The sequence below is a fragment of the Microvirga sp. P4_G7 genome (genome assembly GCF_056401005.1).
Genome location: NZ_JBFUKD010000001.1, coordinates 23,530 through 40,027 on the forward strand (window position 1 = coordinate 23,530; position 16,498 = coordinate 40,027).

Genomic DNA, 16,498 nt, shown 5'->3' on the forward strand with positions numbered 1-16,498 from the left:
CGATGAACGCCATAGCGTTGTTACTGGAATACTCAGCGGTCGGAATCGCGGCGGGTGGCATCTACGCTCTCATCGCACTCGGCATCGTGGTGATTTTCAAATCCAGCCGAACATTCAATTTCGCCATGGGCGAGATGATGATGCTGTCGGCTTATTTCTTCTACACGGCAGCTGTTACGTTCTCGATGGGGATCGTCTTTGGCGTCCTCGCGGCGCTGATCGGTTCTATTGCGGTGTCGTTGCTGATCGAGCGCCTCGCCTTGAGACCGATGATGGGGCGCCCGTTCATCGCGATCGTGATGGTGACGTTCGGCATCGGCAGCATCATTCGCGGCATCGTCGGCATGATCTGGGGACCGAACGATCTGCAGATCCCGGCGATCCTGGCGCGATCGCCCGTCATGCTCGGAAGCATCTTCATCCCCGGAAAGACTGCGCGCGCCTTCGCCATCGCCGTCGTGATCGTGGTTTCGCTGATTGCATTCTTACGCTATTCCCGCGCCGGCATTGCGTTGCGCGCCGCCGCCGCCGACCAGATTACCGCCTACTCGATGGGTATCGACGTGCGCCGGGTCATCGCCTTTACATGGGTGATCGCCGCCGTCACGGGCTGCATCAGCGGCATCCTGATGGCCAACGTGAATACACTCACGCCGCACCTCGGTCTCGTCGCTCTCAACGTGCTGTCCGTCGTGATTCTCGGCGGCATGAACTCGATCGGCGGGGTTCTGGTCGCGGGTTTCATCATCGGCTGGCTCGAATCGGTCACCGGTTGGATCCTCGGCACCGAGTTCCGCGAGATCACCCCTTACATCCTCGCCCTGCTGGTCCTTCTCGTCCGTCCGACCGGCTTGTTCGGCACTAAGGAAATCGAGCGAATCTGATGTTGAGCCGCGTGGAAACAAATTCACTCCAGACGCACTCACGGTTCATCAACCGGGATCGGCTCTGGGCCGTTCTGCTCGTCGCGGCACTCGCCGCGCTTCCCCTCGTCGCTCCGCGCTATTGGATCTACTTCGCAGGCCTGCTCGGCATCAATATCATTGTCACGCACGGCCTCAACATCATGACGGGCTATACCGGCCTGCTGTCACTCGGACATGCCGCGTTCGTCGGGGTTGGCGCCTACACCGTGGCGCTCGCCCAGATCCATCTCGGCCTTCCGTTCTACGTGACGATTCCTCTCGCCGGTGTGGTCGCCGCGGTCATCGGCATCGCATTCGGCCTCCCATCGCTGCGCATCCGCGGGCTCTACCTCGTCATCGCGACACTCGCCGCGCAATTCATTCTGAACTTCGTGTTCGTTCACTGGCAGAGCGTCACCAACGGCGATGCGGGCTTGACCGTCCAACCCGCGACTGTTTTCGGCTAYCCGCTGAACAACGAGACACGCACCTACTATCTCATTCTGGCGTGCGTGGTGTTCTTCACGATTTTCACCGTCAACGTGATCCGCTCTCGCGTGGGGCGCGCGTTCATCGCGGTGCGTGAACGCGATCTGACGGCGGAAGTTCTGGGCGTCCAGATCGTCTGGTACAAGCTCGTCGCCTTTGCGCTCGGATCGTTCTACGCCGGGGTCGCGGGCGGTCTCCTCGCATACTTCAATCAGTTCGTGAATCCGGAACAATTCGGACTTCTTCTTTCCGTGTTCTTCCTTTCGGCGGTGATCGTCGGTGGGATGGGTTCTACACTGGGCGCCATCCTGGGAGCGATCTTCATGACGCTTCTCCCCGAGTTGCTGCGCGAAGGCGCGCTGACTTTGGGTGGAACGTTCGGTTTCGACATCGCGTCAATCCTCGTTCCGCTCCGCGAGACGGTCTTCGGGCTTCTCATGGTGGCTTTTCTCATCCTTGAACCGCGCGGGCTTGCCCAATTGTGGAAGCGCGCTCGGCAGAAATTCTCGCCCGTTCGCAAGACCGCGTGAGAGACCTTCGCCGTCCCAAAAGGCCGGCGCATACCAGATAAGCGATCGATCAGATCTAATAGGTGGAGGGGATAATGATTAGCAGACGCAGTTTCGTGAAGGCGGCGGGCGCGGCCGCGGCGGTCAGTACATTTGGCATCCGCACGGCGAGCGCGGCGGACGACCTCAACTGGAGCATCCACTGCGACCTCACCGGCCCTGCTGCCGAAGGCGGCAAGTTCCAGGCTGACGGGTTCAATACCTACGCGAAGTGGATCAACGCCCAAGGCGGAATTCGCGGACGCAAGGTTAATCTGACGATCAACGATTCGACCTTCAAGGTCGACGTTGCCGTTGCGAACGTGAAGAAGGCGCTTGCGCAGGGCCGCGTCGATTATCTCTTCGGCGAAAGCACCGGCATGATCCAAGCGATCTCGCCGGAGAACAATTCGACGCAGAAGATCTTCATGACGTCAGGCTCTTTCGCGTCAGAACTCGCCGACGAAAAGAACTTTCCCTACCACTTCGTCACTGGAGCAACCTACGGCGCTCAGCTCCAGATGCTGGTCGACTACATCAAGAGCTCGTCCGGATCGACCCCGGCGAAAGTCGTGATCGTGCATTCGAGCACGAGCATGGGCCGCGACGGGATCGAGCCGGCGATCAAGCGGGCCGAGGAAGTCGGCGTCAAGATCGTTCTCGTCCAGCAGACCAAGTTCGTCGAAACCGATGTCAGCGCCTATGCTTTGGCGATCCGCAAAGCGCAACCGACGCACGTCATCCATCACGGCTATTCGTTCGCGGTTTGGCCCGAGATCGTTCGCCTCGTCCGTGACTACGGCATGGACGATGTGGTCTTCCTGGGCACGGTCTGGCAGAACGAACGCGCCAAGATGCTGGAGCTCAAGGATGTCGCCGAAGGGTTGGTGGGCGTCAAGGTGTGGAACGACGACACGTTGAAGCCAGCTGGCGGGATGATGAAAACCATCGGCGAGCTCTCGAAAGCAAAGGATCCGAACTTCAGCGGCTATGCTCGCCTCGGCTTTCTCAACGCCTGGATGAGCAGCATGATGGCGACGAGGGCCTTCGAAGCCGTGATTGATGCCGGCCAGCCGGTCAACGGTGACAACCTCTCTCAGGCCATGCGCGCGGTGAAGAACTGGGATACCGGCGGCCTCATCGACGTTCCCGTCTCGATCTCAGGCCAACAGGTTGGCATGGGTCGGATCATCAAATGGAGCGGCAAGAACAACTGGGATCCGCAACATCTGACCGATTGGATGAAGGTAAACTGATCCATGGCGGCTGCACTCGAAATCCGGAATCTCGCCGTCATCTACCAGGGCGTCATCCAGGCTCTCTCGGATCTGAGCCTGAGCGTCCCAGAGGGCAGCATTGTCGCACTTCTCGGCGCCAACGGCGCCGGCAAGACGACGACGCTGAAGGCGATCTCCGGTTTCCTGCCCCTCGAGAACGGTCGCGTCACGCGTGGATCGATCACCATCGGTGGACAGGACATCCTCAAACTCGCGCCGCACATGATCGTGCGGCGCGGGATCTTTCACGTTCGGGAAGGCCGCCACGTCTTCCCGGACATGACCGTCGAGGAGAATCTGATCGCTTCGACATTCGCACAACACAAACCGCGCCCGCGCAAGGAAGCCTTCGACGAGGTCTACAACTACTTCCCGATCCTGTCGCAGCGACGGAATCAGGCGGCGGGCTACCTCTCGGGAGGCGAGCAGCAAATGCTGGCGATCGGCCGCGCCCTGGTCGCCGATCCCGAGATGATTCTGCTCGACGAGCCCTCGCTCGGCCTGGCACCGCTGATCGTCAAGGAGATCTTCGAGATCATCGCACAGATCAATCGCGAGAAGCGGGTCTCTATGCTGCTGGTGGAGCAGAACGCCGTGATCGCGCTGAAATATGCGTCCTACGGCTATGTCATCGAGAACGGCCGAACCGTTCTTTCCGGAAGCACCGAAGAGCTTTCCGCGAACGAGGACATTCAGAAGTTCTATCTCGGTGTCGAGGCCGCCGCCTGACATCGATTTTTTGCCGGATGACTCAAGGGCGGCGCCACCAGCGTCGCCTTTCATTTTGGCGATTGTATTGCGGCTCAGTAAAGCGAAATGCCCATGGAGCGACCGCCGTCCAGGGTCAGAATCTGACCCGTGACGTTCTTCGTCCGCGGGTCCGCGAAGAATGCGATGCCGTTGGCGATATCCTCCGGCTGGCCGACGGTCTTCGTCGGTTGCTTCGCGATCAGTTCCTGCTGACGCTCCGGCGTCAATGAGCGGAACATGTCCGTCTCGATCAGACCTGGCGCAATGCCGTTGACGAAGATCCCCTTTTCAGCGAGATCGAACGCCATCCCGCGCGTCAGCCCCACCGTGCCGGCCTTGGACGTGATGTAGGGAGCGTGCGCATAGCCCGCGAGGTAGGCGCGCGAGGCGACATTGATGATGCGCGCTCCCCGTTTCATCACCTTGACCGCTTCCTGCGCCATGACGAAAGTTCCGACGACGTTGACTTCGTACATCGCCTTGAAGTCCTCTTCGGTGATGCTGTCGAACTTTCCGTCCCAGAAAATCGCCGCGTTGTTGACGAGGACGTCGAGTCTCGGCAGGCTCCCGATCAATGCGGCGACAGCCGGTCGATCGGTGATCGACAAAGCGTGATGCTCGACCGATTTCCCGCTCTCGCCCAGGACGCGTGCCGCTGCACTGAGCGGCTCGGCGTTGCGATCGACCATCACGACGTGGAAACCGTCATCGAGGAGCCGATTGACCGTCGCCAGTCCGATTCCTTGCCCGGCGCCGGTCACCAGCGCCACTTCCTTCTCGCTCATGATTGTATCCTCAGGCGTCGACGGGGAGAACGAAGGTTTCGGTCAGGCCACCATCCACCATCAGGACGTGGCCGTTCATGTAGCTCGAGGCCTTCGAGACCATGAACGCGACGACACCGCCCGCTTCTTCAGGGTCGCCCCAACGGCCCAGAGGGATCCGGCTGGAAACACCCTTTTCATAGCCCGGTCGGGCGAGGATGCTTGTATTGATTTCGGTGAGAAAGTAGCCAGGCGCCATCATGTTGCAAGTCACGCCCTTGGGGCCGAGTTCCGCCGCCAAAGCACGCGTCATTCCCGCGAGACCGTGCTTGCTCGACACATAGGCCGCGATCTTTTCACGACCTGTGACCGCGAGCGCCGATCCCACATTGACGATGCGCCCATAGCCTTTCGGCACCATGAACCGCGCCGCTTCTCGACACAGCAGATATGGCCCGCGAACATTTGTGGCGATGACCTTGTCCCAGGTCGATGTCTTTGCCTCTGCGAGAGGCTCCCACGCATTGATGCCCGCATTGTTGACGAGAATATCGAGACGGCCTTCGGTCTCTCCGATCGCGCGGATTGCCTCGACGCATTGGTCGCCGTCGGCGAGGTCGAAAGCGCGGGTGCGGACATCGAGACCGCTGTCACGCAGTGTCGAGGCCGCCGTCTCGAGTTGGTCCTTGCCTCGTGCGGTCAGATAGACACGAGCGCCGGATTCGGCGACGGCGCGCGCCATTTCAAAGCCGAGACCGCGTGACGCGCCAGTCACCACGGCTACCTGTCCTTTGAGCGAAAAGCGTTCGGTCATGTCCGTTCCTCAAGCCGCGAGCTGGAAGGTGAAGGTCGCCTGGATGCCGCCGTCGACATGGATGACCTGCCCGGTCACGAAACTCGACGCGTCGGATGCCAGATAGATGAGCGTGCCGACGAGCTCTTCCGGTTTTCCCCATCGCTCCATCGGCGTGACGCCGCTGACGGCCTCGGTGTAGCCGGGTCTTGACGTCAGGCTGGCGTTGATGTCGGAGACGAAATAGCCCGGGGCGATGACGTTTGCGGTGATGTTCTCGCGGCCGAGTTCGGCAGCGAGCGATCGTGTGAGCCCTACGATCGCCGATTTGCTGGCGCAATAGGCGTGCAGCTTCGCCCGGCCGAACGTCGAGAGCAACGAGCCGACATTGATGATACGGCCACCACGCCCGCCCGCGCGCATGACGGCGGCACATTCCTGCGACAGGATGAAAGTCGCCCTCACATTCGTATCCATGATCCGTTGGAAATCCTCGACATCGCTGTCGAGCAACGGTTGCCAGTTGATGATCCCGGCGTTGCTGACGCAGACATCGATGCGCCCGAGATCGTCGGCGATGCGGCGGATCCCCGCGCGGATGGCTTCCTCGTCAGCGAGATCGAGCGGAAGGACGCTCGCCTCACCGCCTGCCTCCACGATCTCGTTGCGAACCAAGTTGAGCCTGCCCTCGTCGCGTGCGACGAGAACGACATGCGCGCCGGCTGCTGCCAAACCCTGGGCCATCGGTTTGCCGAGCCCGCGGCTTGCGCCGGTGATGACGGCGACTTTGCCTTTGAGCGAGAACAGTTCAAGCATCCTCAATCCTCCTTGCCACGTGAGCGGCTCAGTTCGGCCCATGGATCCGGCGTAGCCGAACCTTGTCGATCTTGCCGCTGGGAAGTTTCACGATTTCATCGACGAACGTCACATGGCGCGGCTTCTTGTAGCTCGCGATTTGCGTCCGGCAATGTTCGACGATTTCCTCCGGCGTTGCGGAAGCGCCGGGCTTGATCACCACAACGGCCATCACCGCCTCGCCCCACTTCTCGTCGGGGACGCCGATCACCGCGACCTCCGATACGGCGTCATGGGAGACGATGGCTTCCTCGACCTCGCGCGAATAGATGTTCTCGCCACCGGAGATGATCATGTCCTTCTTGCGGTCGACCAGGTAGAGGAAACCTTCTTCGTCGAGTTTTCCGACGTCTCCGGTATGCACCCAGCCGTCKCGCAGTGTCTCGAGTGTGGCGACCGTGTTGTTCCAGTAGCCCTTCATCACACCCGGACTGGTCAGCAGGATTTCTCCGACGCTACCTGTCGGCACGTCTTCGCCGTTCTCATCGACAATGCGGACATTGACGCGCGGTGAAGCCTGCCCAACCGACGTCAAGATAGCGCGGTCGCGATCCGATCCGTCCGGCCGATGCTGGTGGGCGAGAAGCGTCGTGCCGATGCCTTCGGTCTGTCCGAATTGCTGTTGAAACACGGGCCCCAGGAGCTTCAATCCGCGCTTTAGCACCGGGATCGGCATCGGGGCCGCGGCATACACGATCATGCGCAGGCTCGACGTGTCCGTCGTGCCGATATGCGGAGAATCGAGCAACGACTGGATCATGGTCGGCGCCATGTGCGTGACCGTGATCTTCTCCGTCTCGATCGCATCGAGGATCGCTTTCGCCTCGAAACCCTTCTGGACCACCACTGTGCCCGCACGCCAATGCTGTGCGAGCTGGATGATTTTCGCTCCGATGTGAAAGAGCGGCATCATGATGAGCAGACGATCGGCCGGTGAATTGCGCTGGTCGGATCCGAGGATCTCGGCAGCGGCGACCTGACCCGCCTGCGAGAGCATCACACCCTTCGGTCGGCCTGTCGTACCGCTCGTGTAAATCAGAAACGCGACGTCGTCCGGCGAAGGACGGAAGGGGGGTCCAGACGCATCGCCGGAGGTCAGAAGCTCCTCATAATTCGAAGCGAAGTCGATTTCGCCGTCGATGCAGACGTAATGCTCGACGCCCGTGAGCTGCGATCGCATAGCGGCAATGGTGTCGGCATAGGCCACTTCGAACAGCAACACTTTTGGAGCGCTGTCGTTGATGATGTAAACCATCTCCGGCGGCGCCAGGCGCCAATTGACCGTGGCGCAGATGAAGCCGGAGATTTCGCACGCACCGTAGACTTCCTGGAACGCCAACGAGTTCTGACTGAGGATACTCACCCGGTCCTGGCGTTTGAGGCCCAGGCGACGAAGAGCATCCGCCAGACGACTCGCACGCTGATGAAATTGCGAATGCGTGATGCGCACGTCGTTCCAGACGAATGCCGTCTCGTCCGGATATTTCCATGCATTGTTGTCGAGCATGTCGGCAAGGGTCTGCGGCACCTTCATCGGTCCTGTCCTTCCAGGCTCATCTATTCGACAATCCGACCGAAGTTGGGCTTGCGCTTTTCGCGGAAGGCCGTGAGGCCCTCTCGGAAATCGTCGCTGGCAAAGCAAAGCGGCTGCGCCATCGCTTCGAAATCGAGCACCGCCACGGGATCGCTCGACCGCTCGATCATGCGTTTCGTCAGTGCGGAAGCGAAAGTCGGAAAGGCTGCGATCTCACGCGCTCGCTCCATCGCCTTTTCCGCGATGGCATCATCCGGAACGACATCGTCCGCCAATCCGATCGCAAGGGCGTCAGGTCCCTTGAAATTGCGGGCGTAGAGCAGTGCTTGGCGCGCTTTTGCAAAGCCGATGCGCTGCTGCAATGTATACGCGATGGCGAAATCGGGCGTGAGGCCGATGCGAAGAAACGGAAAGCCCATGCTCGCGCTCTCGCCCATGACGATGGTATCGCAGGCAAGCGCAAGGCCAGCGCCGGCGCCGACGGCATGGCCGCGGACCTCCGCAATGAGTGGCTTGTCGGCTGACAAAAGCAGACGAGCGAGACGATGCGCCGACGTCATACGCTGACGCCCGACTTCGGGATCGGCGAGCGAATCCATCTTGGACAGATCCCCACCGACCGAAAAGTCCTTCAGCGCCGATGCGATGATGATCACGCGGGTTTCGGCACTGTTCAGAAGTGCCGAGAATGCAGGGAGAAGCTTATTCCTCAGTTCCTCACCCATGGCGTTGCGGGCCGCCTCGTGTTTCATCACAAGGCGCGCGATTCCATTCTCGTGTCGTTCGATATCAACGATTTCCATGGGCTCCTCCCTGCGCTTATCGGCATTTCGGAGCAGGCTACACCAATCCAAAAACTAACACTAGTTAGAAAAATCACCAATTCTGATATGTGTTCGAAACCATTTCACTGAATCGATTTGCCTCGTATAATGGTACAATCGTACAAGTCGCGAGAACGAGAGAAAGCGGAATGACAAAGAAGCTGGCCAAATCGGCCATTTCCCAGAAGCGGGTTCTCGACGCTGCAGCCAAGATATTTCGCGACAACGGCTATGCCGGCACGACGATGCGAATGATCGCTGACGAAGCCGATCTCAAAGCCGGCAGCATCTACTATCACTACAAGTCGAAGGACGAACTCATCAGCGCGGTTCTGGATCTCGGTATCCATGCGGTGATCGATACGGTCAAGGCGGCTCTCGAAGCGCTTCCTTCCGATGCGTCAGGTCGGCAACGGGTCGAGACTGCGATTCGCGCTCACCTTTCGGCGATCATCGACAATGGCGATTACACGTTGGCGACGCGCCGCGTGTTCGGTCAGGTGCCCGAAGCCATCCGCGAGAAGAACCAGCGTCTCAGGCATTCTTACGCGGCCATGTGGCAGGAGATTTTGACCGAAGCGCAGAAGCGCGGGGAGTTTCGCTCCGATACCAATCTCACGCTCGCCCGCCTGTTCATTCTCGGCGCGCTGAACTGGACTGTCGAGTGGTTCAAGCCGGGTGGTCGCAGCATCGACGAAGTGGCTCGCAATTTCTCCGCCGTCGTGGTCGACGGTCTCGTTGCCGGCTCCGACACGACCATTGAAGCCGCGCCGCCGCAAAAGAAGACGGCGACACGCACCCCGCGCATCCGCGCCTTGTAGGAAGCACCGTCGCGACGACGCGGGTGGGGAGGTCTACCCACGCACAAGAGCCCGCAGCGTGTCAGTTGTCCCGGCCGAGAATGTGGTCCGAGATGATGCGCATTTGAATCTCGGACGTGCCTTCGAAGATCTTGGTCAACCTTGCATCGCGCCAATGCCGCTCGACGGCATTGAGCGTCGTGTAGCCGCCACCGCCGTGGATCTGCAGCGCCTCACTGGTGACGCGCTCCGACATCTCGGAAGCGAAAAGCTTCACCATCGACGCTTCCTTGTCGCAGCGCACGCCTTGGTCGATTTTTTCGCACACGGCGTACATGAGCGCACGGGCGGCTTCGATCTCGGTCGCCATCGTCGCGATCTTGAAACGGATCGCCTGGAAGGATGCGATGGCCCGGTCGAACTGACGGCGCTCCTTGGAGAACTGGATCGCATCGTCGAGCCCGGCCTGCGCCAAACCGATCGAGCGCGCCGCCGTGTGCGCGCGCGCCGTCTCGAGGCCCGCGGTCGCGAGGTAGAAGGCCTTGCCCTCCTCGCCGATCATCTTGTCTGCGGTAACCCGGCACCCGTCGAAGGCCAGCTCCCAGGTGGTCCAACCGTAATACCCAATCTTGGGGATTGGATTGCCTGAGACACCCTGTGGCAGCTCTCCCCGCGGCTTCTCGACCATGAACGCCGAGATGCCGCGATGCCGCGCCTTCGGGTCGATCGTGGGGTCGGTGCGAGCGAAGACCAGAATGAAGTCGGCGCCATCCGCGAAGGTGCACCAGTACTTATTTCCCGTAATCTCCCATTCGTCGCCGACGCGTTKGGCACGGCACGAAATGTTTGCGACGTCGGATCCGGCATTCGGCTCGGAGAGTGCGAAGGCGCCGAGAAACTCTCCTCGCGCCATGCGCGGCAAATAGACCTTCTTTTGATCCGGCGTCATCGATTTCAACGATCCGATCAACGCGTTGCCGCGCGCGATCATGCTCGCCACGCTCATCCAGCCACGCGCGAGCTCTTCCGCGACAAGGCAATATTCATATGCGCCTAAGCCGAGCCCACCATATTCTTCCGGGATCAGGATACCAAAATAGCCGAGCTCGGCCATTTGATCGATCAGATCGCGGGGCATCTCGCCTTTCACCGGATCGAGCTTGTCCGCGATGGGGCGCACCCGCGAGCGCGTAAATTCGCGAGCCGATTCCTGAATCATGCGGCGTTCTTCGGACATTTCAGGCATAGGGCGATTCCTCAGGCGGGAGCTGGCCCTGGCCGAGCGAACGTCCGCCGTCGACAATCAGGACTTGACCGGTGATGTAACGATTATCGCGCGAAGCCAAAAACGACACGGCGCGCGCAATGTCCTCGGGCTGACCAATGCGGCCCAGCAACTGAAGACCGAGCATTGCTTGCTGACGTTCTGGCGTCATGTAGTGAAGCATGTCCGTGGCGACGACACCGGGCGCCACGGCATTGACGCGGATATCGCGCGGCGAAAGATCGATCGCCATTGCGCGCGTCAGTCCGACCACAGCCGTCTTCGACGCGATGTAATGCGCCAGCTGTGGCGCACCGGCGAACGATCGCGAAGCGATGTTGACGATACGCCCACCGTTGCGCATGCGCCGCGATCCCTCCTGTGCGACGACGAAGGTGCCGACTGTATTGATGTCGAAGTTCTCGCGAAAATCGTCTTCGGTCAGATCCTCGAATCGCCGCGTGCTGGTAATGGCCGCGTTGTTCACGATGACGTCGAGAGGTGCAAAGCGCTCGAGGAGATCAGAAATTGCGCCACGATCACGGATATCGACAATAGCCGATTCCACATCCGCGCCAGTCGCACGAAGGGATGCCGCCACATCGTGCACTGCATCCAACCGATCGAGCGCAAGGACGCGGTAGCCATCAACGGCAAGGCGCTCGACAATACCACGGCCGATCCCTCTGGCGGCGCCAGTGACGACCGCTGTTTCTCGCCCTTCACTCATCAGTTTGTACTCCGCGCGAGTTTCATCACGTCCGCCACTGAACTTTGCTCTTCGAACTCCGCCAACGCGACGCGCAAGTTCGCCGTCTGCCGGCCGAGCACCGGCTCGACCAATGCGTCGAACTTGCGTTCCAATTTTTCGCCCTGTCGCGCCAAGTCTAGATCGGCAACACCCGCGTCGTGACTGGTCGCGAAGCGTTTCCTATCCGAGGTTYCGATCGTTATCTCAGCCTTCGCTTCCGGATAGGAATCGTCAAAAACAATCGTCGCCATGTCGCGCAGGCGAACGAGTTCGGGGTCACCGGTTATTGCATCGTCAAAGGTCGCGATCGCCGACGTGTCGCGCCCCGCCAACGCCATGGCGACCGTCAGTCGAAGCGAGAACTTGGCTTCGAGACCGGTTTCCGGCCTGGCGATGTTACAGACGCGATCCGTGACGGGGGGCACCTGGATCGTGATGCCCTGAATGGCGTTCGACGAGGTCCCATGGCGCTCGCGCAGAGTACGGCCAGCCTCGATCGCGCCGTGAGTCAGGTAGCAGGAGGCGTGATACTTGAAGAGGTTGTTGCGGATGTGATGGTCGAGCGGCGCCGCGAGCATTGCAGCTTCCGGATTGAAATTGACACTCTGTGTCGCCRCGAGCCCTTGCTCGCATTCGAGCGCATCCGGTCGGCTGGTGAACCCACGCGCCGCGAGCCGCGCCGCTTGCAAACCGTTCTGAGCTGCCCGACCGGCGTGCAGCGGTTTGCACATGGTGCCGAACATCGATTTCAGGCCGGATGCCATCGTCGCAGCAATGCCGTAAGCGGTCGCGGATGTCTCGGCATCGAGCCCCAACAGCCGCGCGCAAGCCGCTGCGGCGCCGACGCTACCAACAGTCGCCGTCGCGTGGAAGCCATGCTGATAATGCCCGGGGCTCATCAGCGCGCCGGTGCGGCACACGACCTCGTACCCGGCGATGAAGGCCGTGATCACGTCCTTCGGAGCAGCGTCGATTTCCTCGGCGAGTGCGAGAAGGCCGGGTAGCAGAGCGACCGTCGGATGGCCGAGGATGGCCATGTTCACATCGTCGAAGTCGAGTGCATGGGACGCGGTGCCGTTGATCAAAGCAGCATTCATCGCCGAACTGCGCTCGGGCGATCCGGCGAGCGAAGCGATCGGCGTGGCGCCATCTGCGAGAAGCTCATCCCGAAGGATCCGAACCGCAGGCTCGGCGGCGCCGGGGATCGTCACGGCAAACCAGTCGAGTATGCACTGCCGCGCCACAATGATCGCAGCCTCCGGCAAATCGTCGTACCGCATGCTCGATGCGCGCGCGGCAAGCCAGCGGGTGACAGGAGGCGGGGATGCGACCACTGCCATCGTCAATTGCCCTTCGTGCCGGCATCGCCATAGAGCTGGCGCAAGATAACCTTGTTGATCTTTCCGCTCGGCAGGCGCGGTAGATCGTCGACGAACACGATCGATTTCGGTTTCTTGTAACTGGCGATCTGCGTCTTGCAGTATTCGATCAGCTCGCTCTCGGTCACCGTGTGGCCGTCACCGAGTACGCTGACCGCGCGTACCGTTTCGCCCCAGTACTCGTCCTTCACGCCGATCACCGCGACGTCCTGGATGGCGGGGTGGCTGGCCAGCGCTTCTTCGACTTCGCGGGAATAGATGTTCTCGCCACCCGAGATGATCATGTCCTTCTTGCGGTCGACCAGATAGAGAAAACCCTCATCGTCGAGGTAGCCGAGGTCGCCGGTGTGGTACCAGCCGTCGCGAAGCGCGGCGATCGTCGCCGCGCTGTTGTTCCAATAGCCGACCATGTGGCTCGCCGTGCGGGTGAGGATCTCGCCGGGCTGGCCGACCGGCAGCTCCCGTCCTTCGTCGTCGACGATCTTCACGTCGACGTTGGGAGCGGCCTGACCGATAGATCCGAGCCGCTTGATGTCCGCCGGCGTTCCATCGGGCTTGTGCTGCCGTTTGTGCAAAGTCGTTCCCCCACCCTCGGTCATGCCGTACAGCTGGAGAAAGACCGGCCCGAGGAGCTTCAAGCCACGCCGCAAGAGCGGCGCCGGCATCGGCGCGGCCGAATAGCAAATCGTATGCAGAGCGGAGAGATCGGCTTTCTCGATCTCAGGTTGATTGAGCAGCGCCTGTACCATCGTCGGCGCCATATGAGTCATGGTCACCTTTTCGCGCACGATGGCGTCGAGAATCTCAGGCGGCTTGAAATCGTGATGCAACACGACGCTGCCGCCGCGCAGATGGACGCCGAGTTGGAGGAACCGTGCGCCGACGTGAAAGACCGGCATCATGAGTTGCAGCCGATCAGACACGATCAGGCCGAGCTCGGTCGCCATGAGCTGGGCGATGGCGATATCGCCGCGATGGCTGCGCATCACACCCTTCGGCCGCCCGGTCGTGCCGCTGGTGTAGATCAGGTGCATGATGTCGTCGGGCAGCGGCCGCGTCGGTGCACCGGCGGTTTCGCCGGTGGCAAGAAAGGTCTCGTAGTCCTCGGCCCATTCCGGAACGGTTCCGCCGAAACAGACATAGCTCTCGATGTGCGGCAGGCTCGCTTTGATCTGCTCGACTTTCTCGGCGTACTGAGCTTCAAAGATCAGAATGCGCGGCGTCGAGTCGGTCAGGATGTAGATCAGTTCCGGCGGCGCGAGGCGAAAGTTGACGGTTGCCGCGATGTACCCTGCGAGCTCGCAAGCACCGTATACCTCCATGAATTCCAACGTATTCTGCGAAAGGATCGACACCCGATCCTGCGGCCGCAGACCCTTGTTGTAGAGCGCCGCCCCCAAGCGGTTTGACCGATCGTGAAGCTCCCGAAACGTGACGCGGCGATCGCCATAGACATAGGCCGTCTCGGCCGGGAATTTGTGCGCGTTGTTCCTGACAATGTCACCGAGTGTTTCGATCATCCTGTCGCCTCCCTTTCGCCGGTGCTTCAGGCCTTCGGCAAGCCCATGCGGTTGGCGATGTTGTTCTTTTGTATCGCCGTTGATCCGCCAATGATCGGCATCAACAGCATGTCGCGGACGTGACGTTCCATATCGAAGCCACGGGCATAGCCATACGCGCCCATGATTTTCTGGCAGGTGAGAACAATGTCCAGTCCGGTCTCGCAGACGAACATTTTGGCCATGGATGTCTCGACGCTGCAAGGCAGATTGTTGTCTGCGAGCCAGCAGCCGCGGTAGAGCATGAGCCGTGCCGAGGCGAGTTTGGTCTGCACGTCCGACAGCATGTGGCGGATCGATTGTACGGCGCAGATGCGCTGGCCGAACTGGCGCCGCTGCTGCGAATATTCCCAGGCGTCGTCGACGGCTTGCGCAGCGATTCCCAACGCCATGGCGGCGACTTCCAGCTTCTCGACTTCGAGGGCCGGGCCGGCGAGTTTCGACCAGCCCTGGTTCCAGCCTTCCTCACCGCCCACAACATCCTCGATCGGAATCTCGACATTGTCGAACGTCACGTCGTTGGTGTTCAGTCCCCGCGCCCCGAGGGCCGGAATGTGTTGCATCGTCACGCCCTTTGCCGTCGGCGGGATGAGCACGAGGGAGAGGTTCTTGTAGCGCGCCCCGGGTTCTCCGGAGCGCACCAGGGCGTAAATATAATCGGCGATTTCGGCGCCCGAACACCAGCGCTTGTTGCCGTTGATGACGACCTTGTCGCCCTTGCGCTCGGCGCGTGTCGAGACGCTTGCCAAGTCGGAGCCGACATCCGGCTCGGACAGACCATAAGCGAAGAGAAGTTCACCATTGGCGAGGCGCGGCAACAGCCGTTGCTTCTGTTCGTCGTTTCCAGATGCAAGGATGTTCATGCTGCCGTAGCACGCGTTCATCAGGAAGAGCGTGCCAATAACCATGGAGCGTCGCGAAAGCTCTTCGACCGTCACCATTGTGGCAAGTACATCGCGACCGGTGCCGCCGTATTCCTCCGGCACCGTCATGCCGCAGACGCCGAGATCGCGGATCTGGTCCATCAGCGCGCGCGGAACCCGATCTTCCTCGTCCCACTTCGCCATCTGCTCGCGAGGGGCGTGCCGCTCGAGCATGCGTCGAATGCTCTCGCGAAGCATGCCGATATATTCGGGTTCGCCGAAATCCATATCTTCCTCCCGGTGCGCGGTTCTGCGCTTTGCTCTTGCCGCAGGTTCAGCCCCGGTCAGGCTCCCGTGAAGACCGGCTTGCGCTTCTCACTGAACGCCTTGATCGCTTCGAGATGATCGCCGGTGCGGTTCGACAGAGCCTCATAGGCCATGCAGGTATCCATCATGGAGTGGGCGAGCTGCTTCAGGCCGATATTGATGGCCGTCTTCGTCCACTTGATCGACTTCATCGCGCCGGATCCGATCTTCTTTGCGAAGGCGTCGACCTTCTCGTCGAGTTCGCTCGCCGGCACGGCGTAGTTGATGAGCCCCATCGCGGCGGCGTCTTTCGCATTGATGAGGTCCCCAGTCAGGAGATATTCCTTGGCCCGTGCATAGCCGATCAGCTGCGGCCAGATGACCGCGCCACCGTCACCGGCGGCCAAGCCGACGCGAACGTGCGGGTCGCCGATGCGCGCGTGATCCGCCGCGAAGATCACATCGCAGAAGAGTCCGATCGTCGCGCCCAGACCCACCGCGTCGCCGTTCATCTTGCAGATCAGCACCTTCTCGCAATCCAGTATGCCGAATACGACCTTCTTGGCTTCCATGATCGAAAGCTCGAACATTTCAGGCTTGTCGTACATTTCCTGCATGCCGGCGATATCGCCGCCCGCGCTGAAGGCCTTCCCCGCGCCGGTCAGGATCACGACGTCGATGGAGTGGTCCATGCCGAGATCGTAGAAAACCCGCGAGGTCTCCTCGTGCATGGCAGCCGTCATGGCGTTCAGCACTTCAGGCTTGTTGAACGTCACTGTCATCGTGCGCCCGGCCTTGTCGAACTTGATGTACTTGTAGGCTGAGTAGTCCACCATC

The 16,498-nt window shown here is 60.8% G+C and carries 16 protein-coding genes; 5 read left to right on the plus strand and 11 right to left on the minus strand.

The features are described 5' to 3' along the window. The first annotated feature begins 2 nt into the window (after window positions 1–2). The 4 genes from AC1DT3_RS00125 (at window position 3) to AC1DT3_RS00140 (ending at window position 3,948) form a co-directional block, all read left to right on the plus strand. Window positions 3–884 (plus strand): branched-chain amino acid ABC transporter permease, encoded by an 882-nt coding sequence (locus AC1DT3_RS00125; RefSeq protein ID WP_477463183.1) that lies wholly within the window; start codon window positions 3–5, stop codon window positions 882–884. Then, on the plus strand, window positions 884–1,924 hold the full coding sequence (locus AC1DT3_RS00130) for a branched-chain amino acid ABC transporter permease (protein WP_477463184.1): 1,041 nt from the start codon (window positions 884–886) through the stop codon (window positions 1,922–1,924). Before AC1DT3_RS00125 ends, AC1DT3_RS00130 begins: the two co-directional genes overlap by 1 nt. Window positions 1,925–1,998: 74 nt before the next feature. Beyond that, complete coding sequence (locus AC1DT3_RS00135; RefSeq protein ID WP_477463185.1) at window positions 1,999–3,198, plus strand: ABC transporter substrate-binding protein; 1,200 nt, start codon at window positions 1,999–2,001, stop codon at window positions 3,196–3,198. Window positions 3,199–3,201: 3 nt separating this feature from the next. Further along, window positions 3,202–3,948: an ABC transporter ATP-binding protein gene (locus AC1DT3_RS00140; RefSeq protein WP_477463186.1), complete on the plus strand. Its 747-nt coding sequence runs from the start codon at window positions 3,202–3,204 to the stop codon at window positions 3,946–3,948. 74 nt (window positions 3,949–4,022) lie between these two features. Here the strand turns inward: AC1DT3_RS00140 and AC1DT3_RS00145 are convergent, their stop codons facing one another. Genes AC1DT3_RS00145 through AC1DT3_RS00165 form a run of 5 tightly spaced genes read right to left on the minus strand, consistent with a single transcriptional unit; the run spans window position 4,023 to window position 8,718 of the window. Further along, on the minus strand, window positions 4,023–4,754 hold the full coding sequence (locus AC1DT3_RS00145; protein WP_477463187.1) for an SDR family NAD(P)-dependent oxidoreductase: 732 nt from the start codon (window positions 4,752–4,754) through the stop codon (window positions 4,023–4,025). A gap of 10 nt (window positions 4,755–4,764) precedes the next feature. Next, entirely contained in the window at window positions 4,765–5,547 is a 783-nt protein-coding gene (locus AC1DT3_RS00150) for an SDR family NAD(P)-dependent oxidoreductase (protein WP_477463188.1), read from the minus strand. A 9-nt stretch (window positions 5,548–5,556) separates the two neighbouring features. Then, window positions 5,557–6,342 carry an SDR family NAD(P)-dependent oxidoreductase gene (locus tag AC1DT3_RS00155; protein ID WP_477463189.1) on the minus strand — a complete coding sequence of 262 codons (786 nt, stop codon included), beginning with the start codon at window positions 6,340–6,342 and terminating at the stop codon, window positions 5,557–5,559. Window positions 6,343–6,370: 28 nt separating this feature from the next. Next, window positions 6,371–7,915: a long-chain-fatty-acid--CoA ligase gene (locus tag AC1DT3_RS00160; protein WP_477463190.1), complete on the minus strand. Its 1,545-nt coding sequence runs from the start codon at window positions 7,913–7,915 to the stop codon at window positions 6,371–6,373. 23 nt (window positions 7,916–7,938) lie between these two features. Then, entirely contained in the window at window positions 7,939–8,718 is a 780-nt protein-coding gene (locus AC1DT3_RS00165; protein WP_477463191.1) for an enoyl-CoA hydratase/isomerase family protein, read from the minus strand. Between the two features lie 170 nt (window positions 8,719–8,888). Here AC1DT3_RS00165 and AC1DT3_RS00170 point away from each other — a divergent pair, with 170 nt between their 5' ends. Then, complete coding sequence (locus AC1DT3_RS00170) at window positions 8,889–9,560, plus strand: TetR/AcrR family transcriptional regulator (protein WP_477463192.1); 672 nt, start codon at window positions 8,889–8,891, stop codon at window positions 9,558–9,560. 61 nt (window positions 9,561–9,621) lie between these two features. Here AC1DT3_RS00170 and AC1DT3_RS00175 read toward each other — a convergent pair whose 3' ends face one another. The 6 genes from AC1DT3_RS00175 to AC1DT3_RS00200 are packed head-to-tail and all read right to left on the minus strand — an operon-like array spanning window position 9,622 to window position 16,497. Further along, window positions 9,622–10,785 (minus strand): acyl-CoA dehydrogenase family protein, encoded by a 1,164-nt coding sequence (locus AC1DT3_RS00175; RefSeq protein WP_477463193.1) that lies wholly within the window; start codon window positions 10,783–10,785, stop codon window positions 9,622–9,624. After that, window positions 10,778–11,533 carry an SDR family NAD(P)-dependent oxidoreductase gene (locus AC1DT3_RS00180; protein WP_477463194.1) on the minus strand — a complete coding sequence of 252 codons (756 nt, stop codon included), beginning with the start codon at window positions 11,531–11,533 and terminating at the stop codon, window positions 10,778–10,780. The genes AC1DT3_RS00175 and AC1DT3_RS00180 overlap by 8 nt, the downstream gene beginning before the upstream one ends. Further along, on the minus strand, window positions 11,533–12,894 hold the full coding sequence (locus tag AC1DT3_RS00185; RefSeq protein ID WP_477463195.1) for an MmgE/PrpD family protein: 1,362 nt from the start codon (window positions 12,892–12,894) through the stop codon (window positions 11,533–11,535). Before AC1DT3_RS00185 ends, AC1DT3_RS00180 begins: the two co-directional genes overlap by 1 nt. Before the next feature lie 2 nt (window positions 12,895–12,896). Then, a complete protein-coding gene (locus tag AC1DT3_RS00190) occupies window positions 12,897–14,453 on the minus strand; it encodes a long-chain-fatty-acid--CoA ligase (protein WP_477463196.1) in 1,557 nt (518 codons plus the stop codon). A 26-nt stretch (window positions 14,454–14,479) separates the two neighbouring features. Further along, window positions 14,480–15,643, minus strand: a complete 1,164-nt coding sequence (locus AC1DT3_RS00195; protein ID WP_477463197.1) for an acyl-CoA dehydrogenase family protein — start codon at window positions 15,641–15,643, stop codon at window positions 14,480–14,482. Window positions 15,644–15,699: 56 nt separating this feature from the next. Further along, window positions 15,700–16,497, minus strand: a complete 798-nt coding sequence (locus AC1DT3_RS00200) for an enoyl-CoA hydratase/isomerase family protein (protein ID WP_477463198.1) — start codon at window positions 16,495–16,497, stop codon at window positions 15,700–15,702. Window position 16,498: the final 1 nt, after the last annotated feature.

Excerpts from the sequence above, each read along its gene's own strand:
- AC1DT3_RS00125 (WP_477463183.1), top strand. The coding sequence starts at position 3 with ATGAACGCCATAGCGTTGTTACTGGAATACTCAGCGGTCGGAATCGCG.
- AC1DT3_RS00135 (WP_477463185.1), top strand. The coding sequence starts at position 1,999 with ATGATTAGCAGACGCAGTTTCGTGAAGGCGGCGGGCGCGGCCGCGGCG.
- AC1DT3_RS00140 (WP_477463186.1), top strand. The coding sequence starts at position 3,202 with ATGGCGGCTGCACTCGAAATCCGGAATCTCGCCGTCATCTACCAGGGC.
- AC1DT3_RS00145 (WP_477463187.1), bottom strand. The coding sequence starts at position 4,754 with ATGAGCGAGAAGGAAGTGGCGCTGGTGACCGGCGCCGGGCAAGGAATC.
- AC1DT3_RS00150 (WP_477463188.1), bottom strand. The coding sequence starts at position 5,547 with ATGACCGAACGCTTTTCGCTCAAAGGACAGGTAGCCGTGGTGACTGGC.
- AC1DT3_RS00155 (WP_477463189.1), bottom strand. The coding sequence starts at position 6,342 with ATGCTTGAACTGTTCTCGCTCAAAGGCAAAGTCGCCGTCATCACCGGC.
- AC1DT3_RS00165 (WP_477463191.1), bottom strand. The coding sequence starts at position 8,718 with ATGGAAATCGTTGATATCGAACGACACGAGAATGGAATCGCGCGCCTT.
- AC1DT3_RS00170 (WP_477463192.1), top strand. The coding sequence starts at position 8,889 with ATGACAAAGAAGCTGGCCAAATCGGCCATTTCCCAGAAGCGGGTTCTC.
- AC1DT3_RS00180 (WP_477463194.1), bottom strand. The coding sequence starts at position 11,533 with ATGAGTGAAGGGCGAGAAACAGCGGTCGTCACTGGCGCCGCCAGAGGG.
- AC1DT3_RS00190 (WP_477463196.1), bottom strand. The coding sequence starts at position 14,453 with ATGATCGAAACACTCGGTGACATTGTCAGGAACAACGCGCACAAATTC.
- AC1DT3_RS00195 (WP_477463197.1), bottom strand. The coding sequence starts at position 15,643 with ATGGATTTCGGCGAACCCGAATATATCGGCATGCTTCGCGAGAGCATT.
- AC1DT3_RS00200 (WP_477463198.1), bottom strand. The coding sequence starts at position 16,497 with ATGGTGGACTACTCAGCCTACAAGTACATCAAGTTCGACAAGGCCGGG.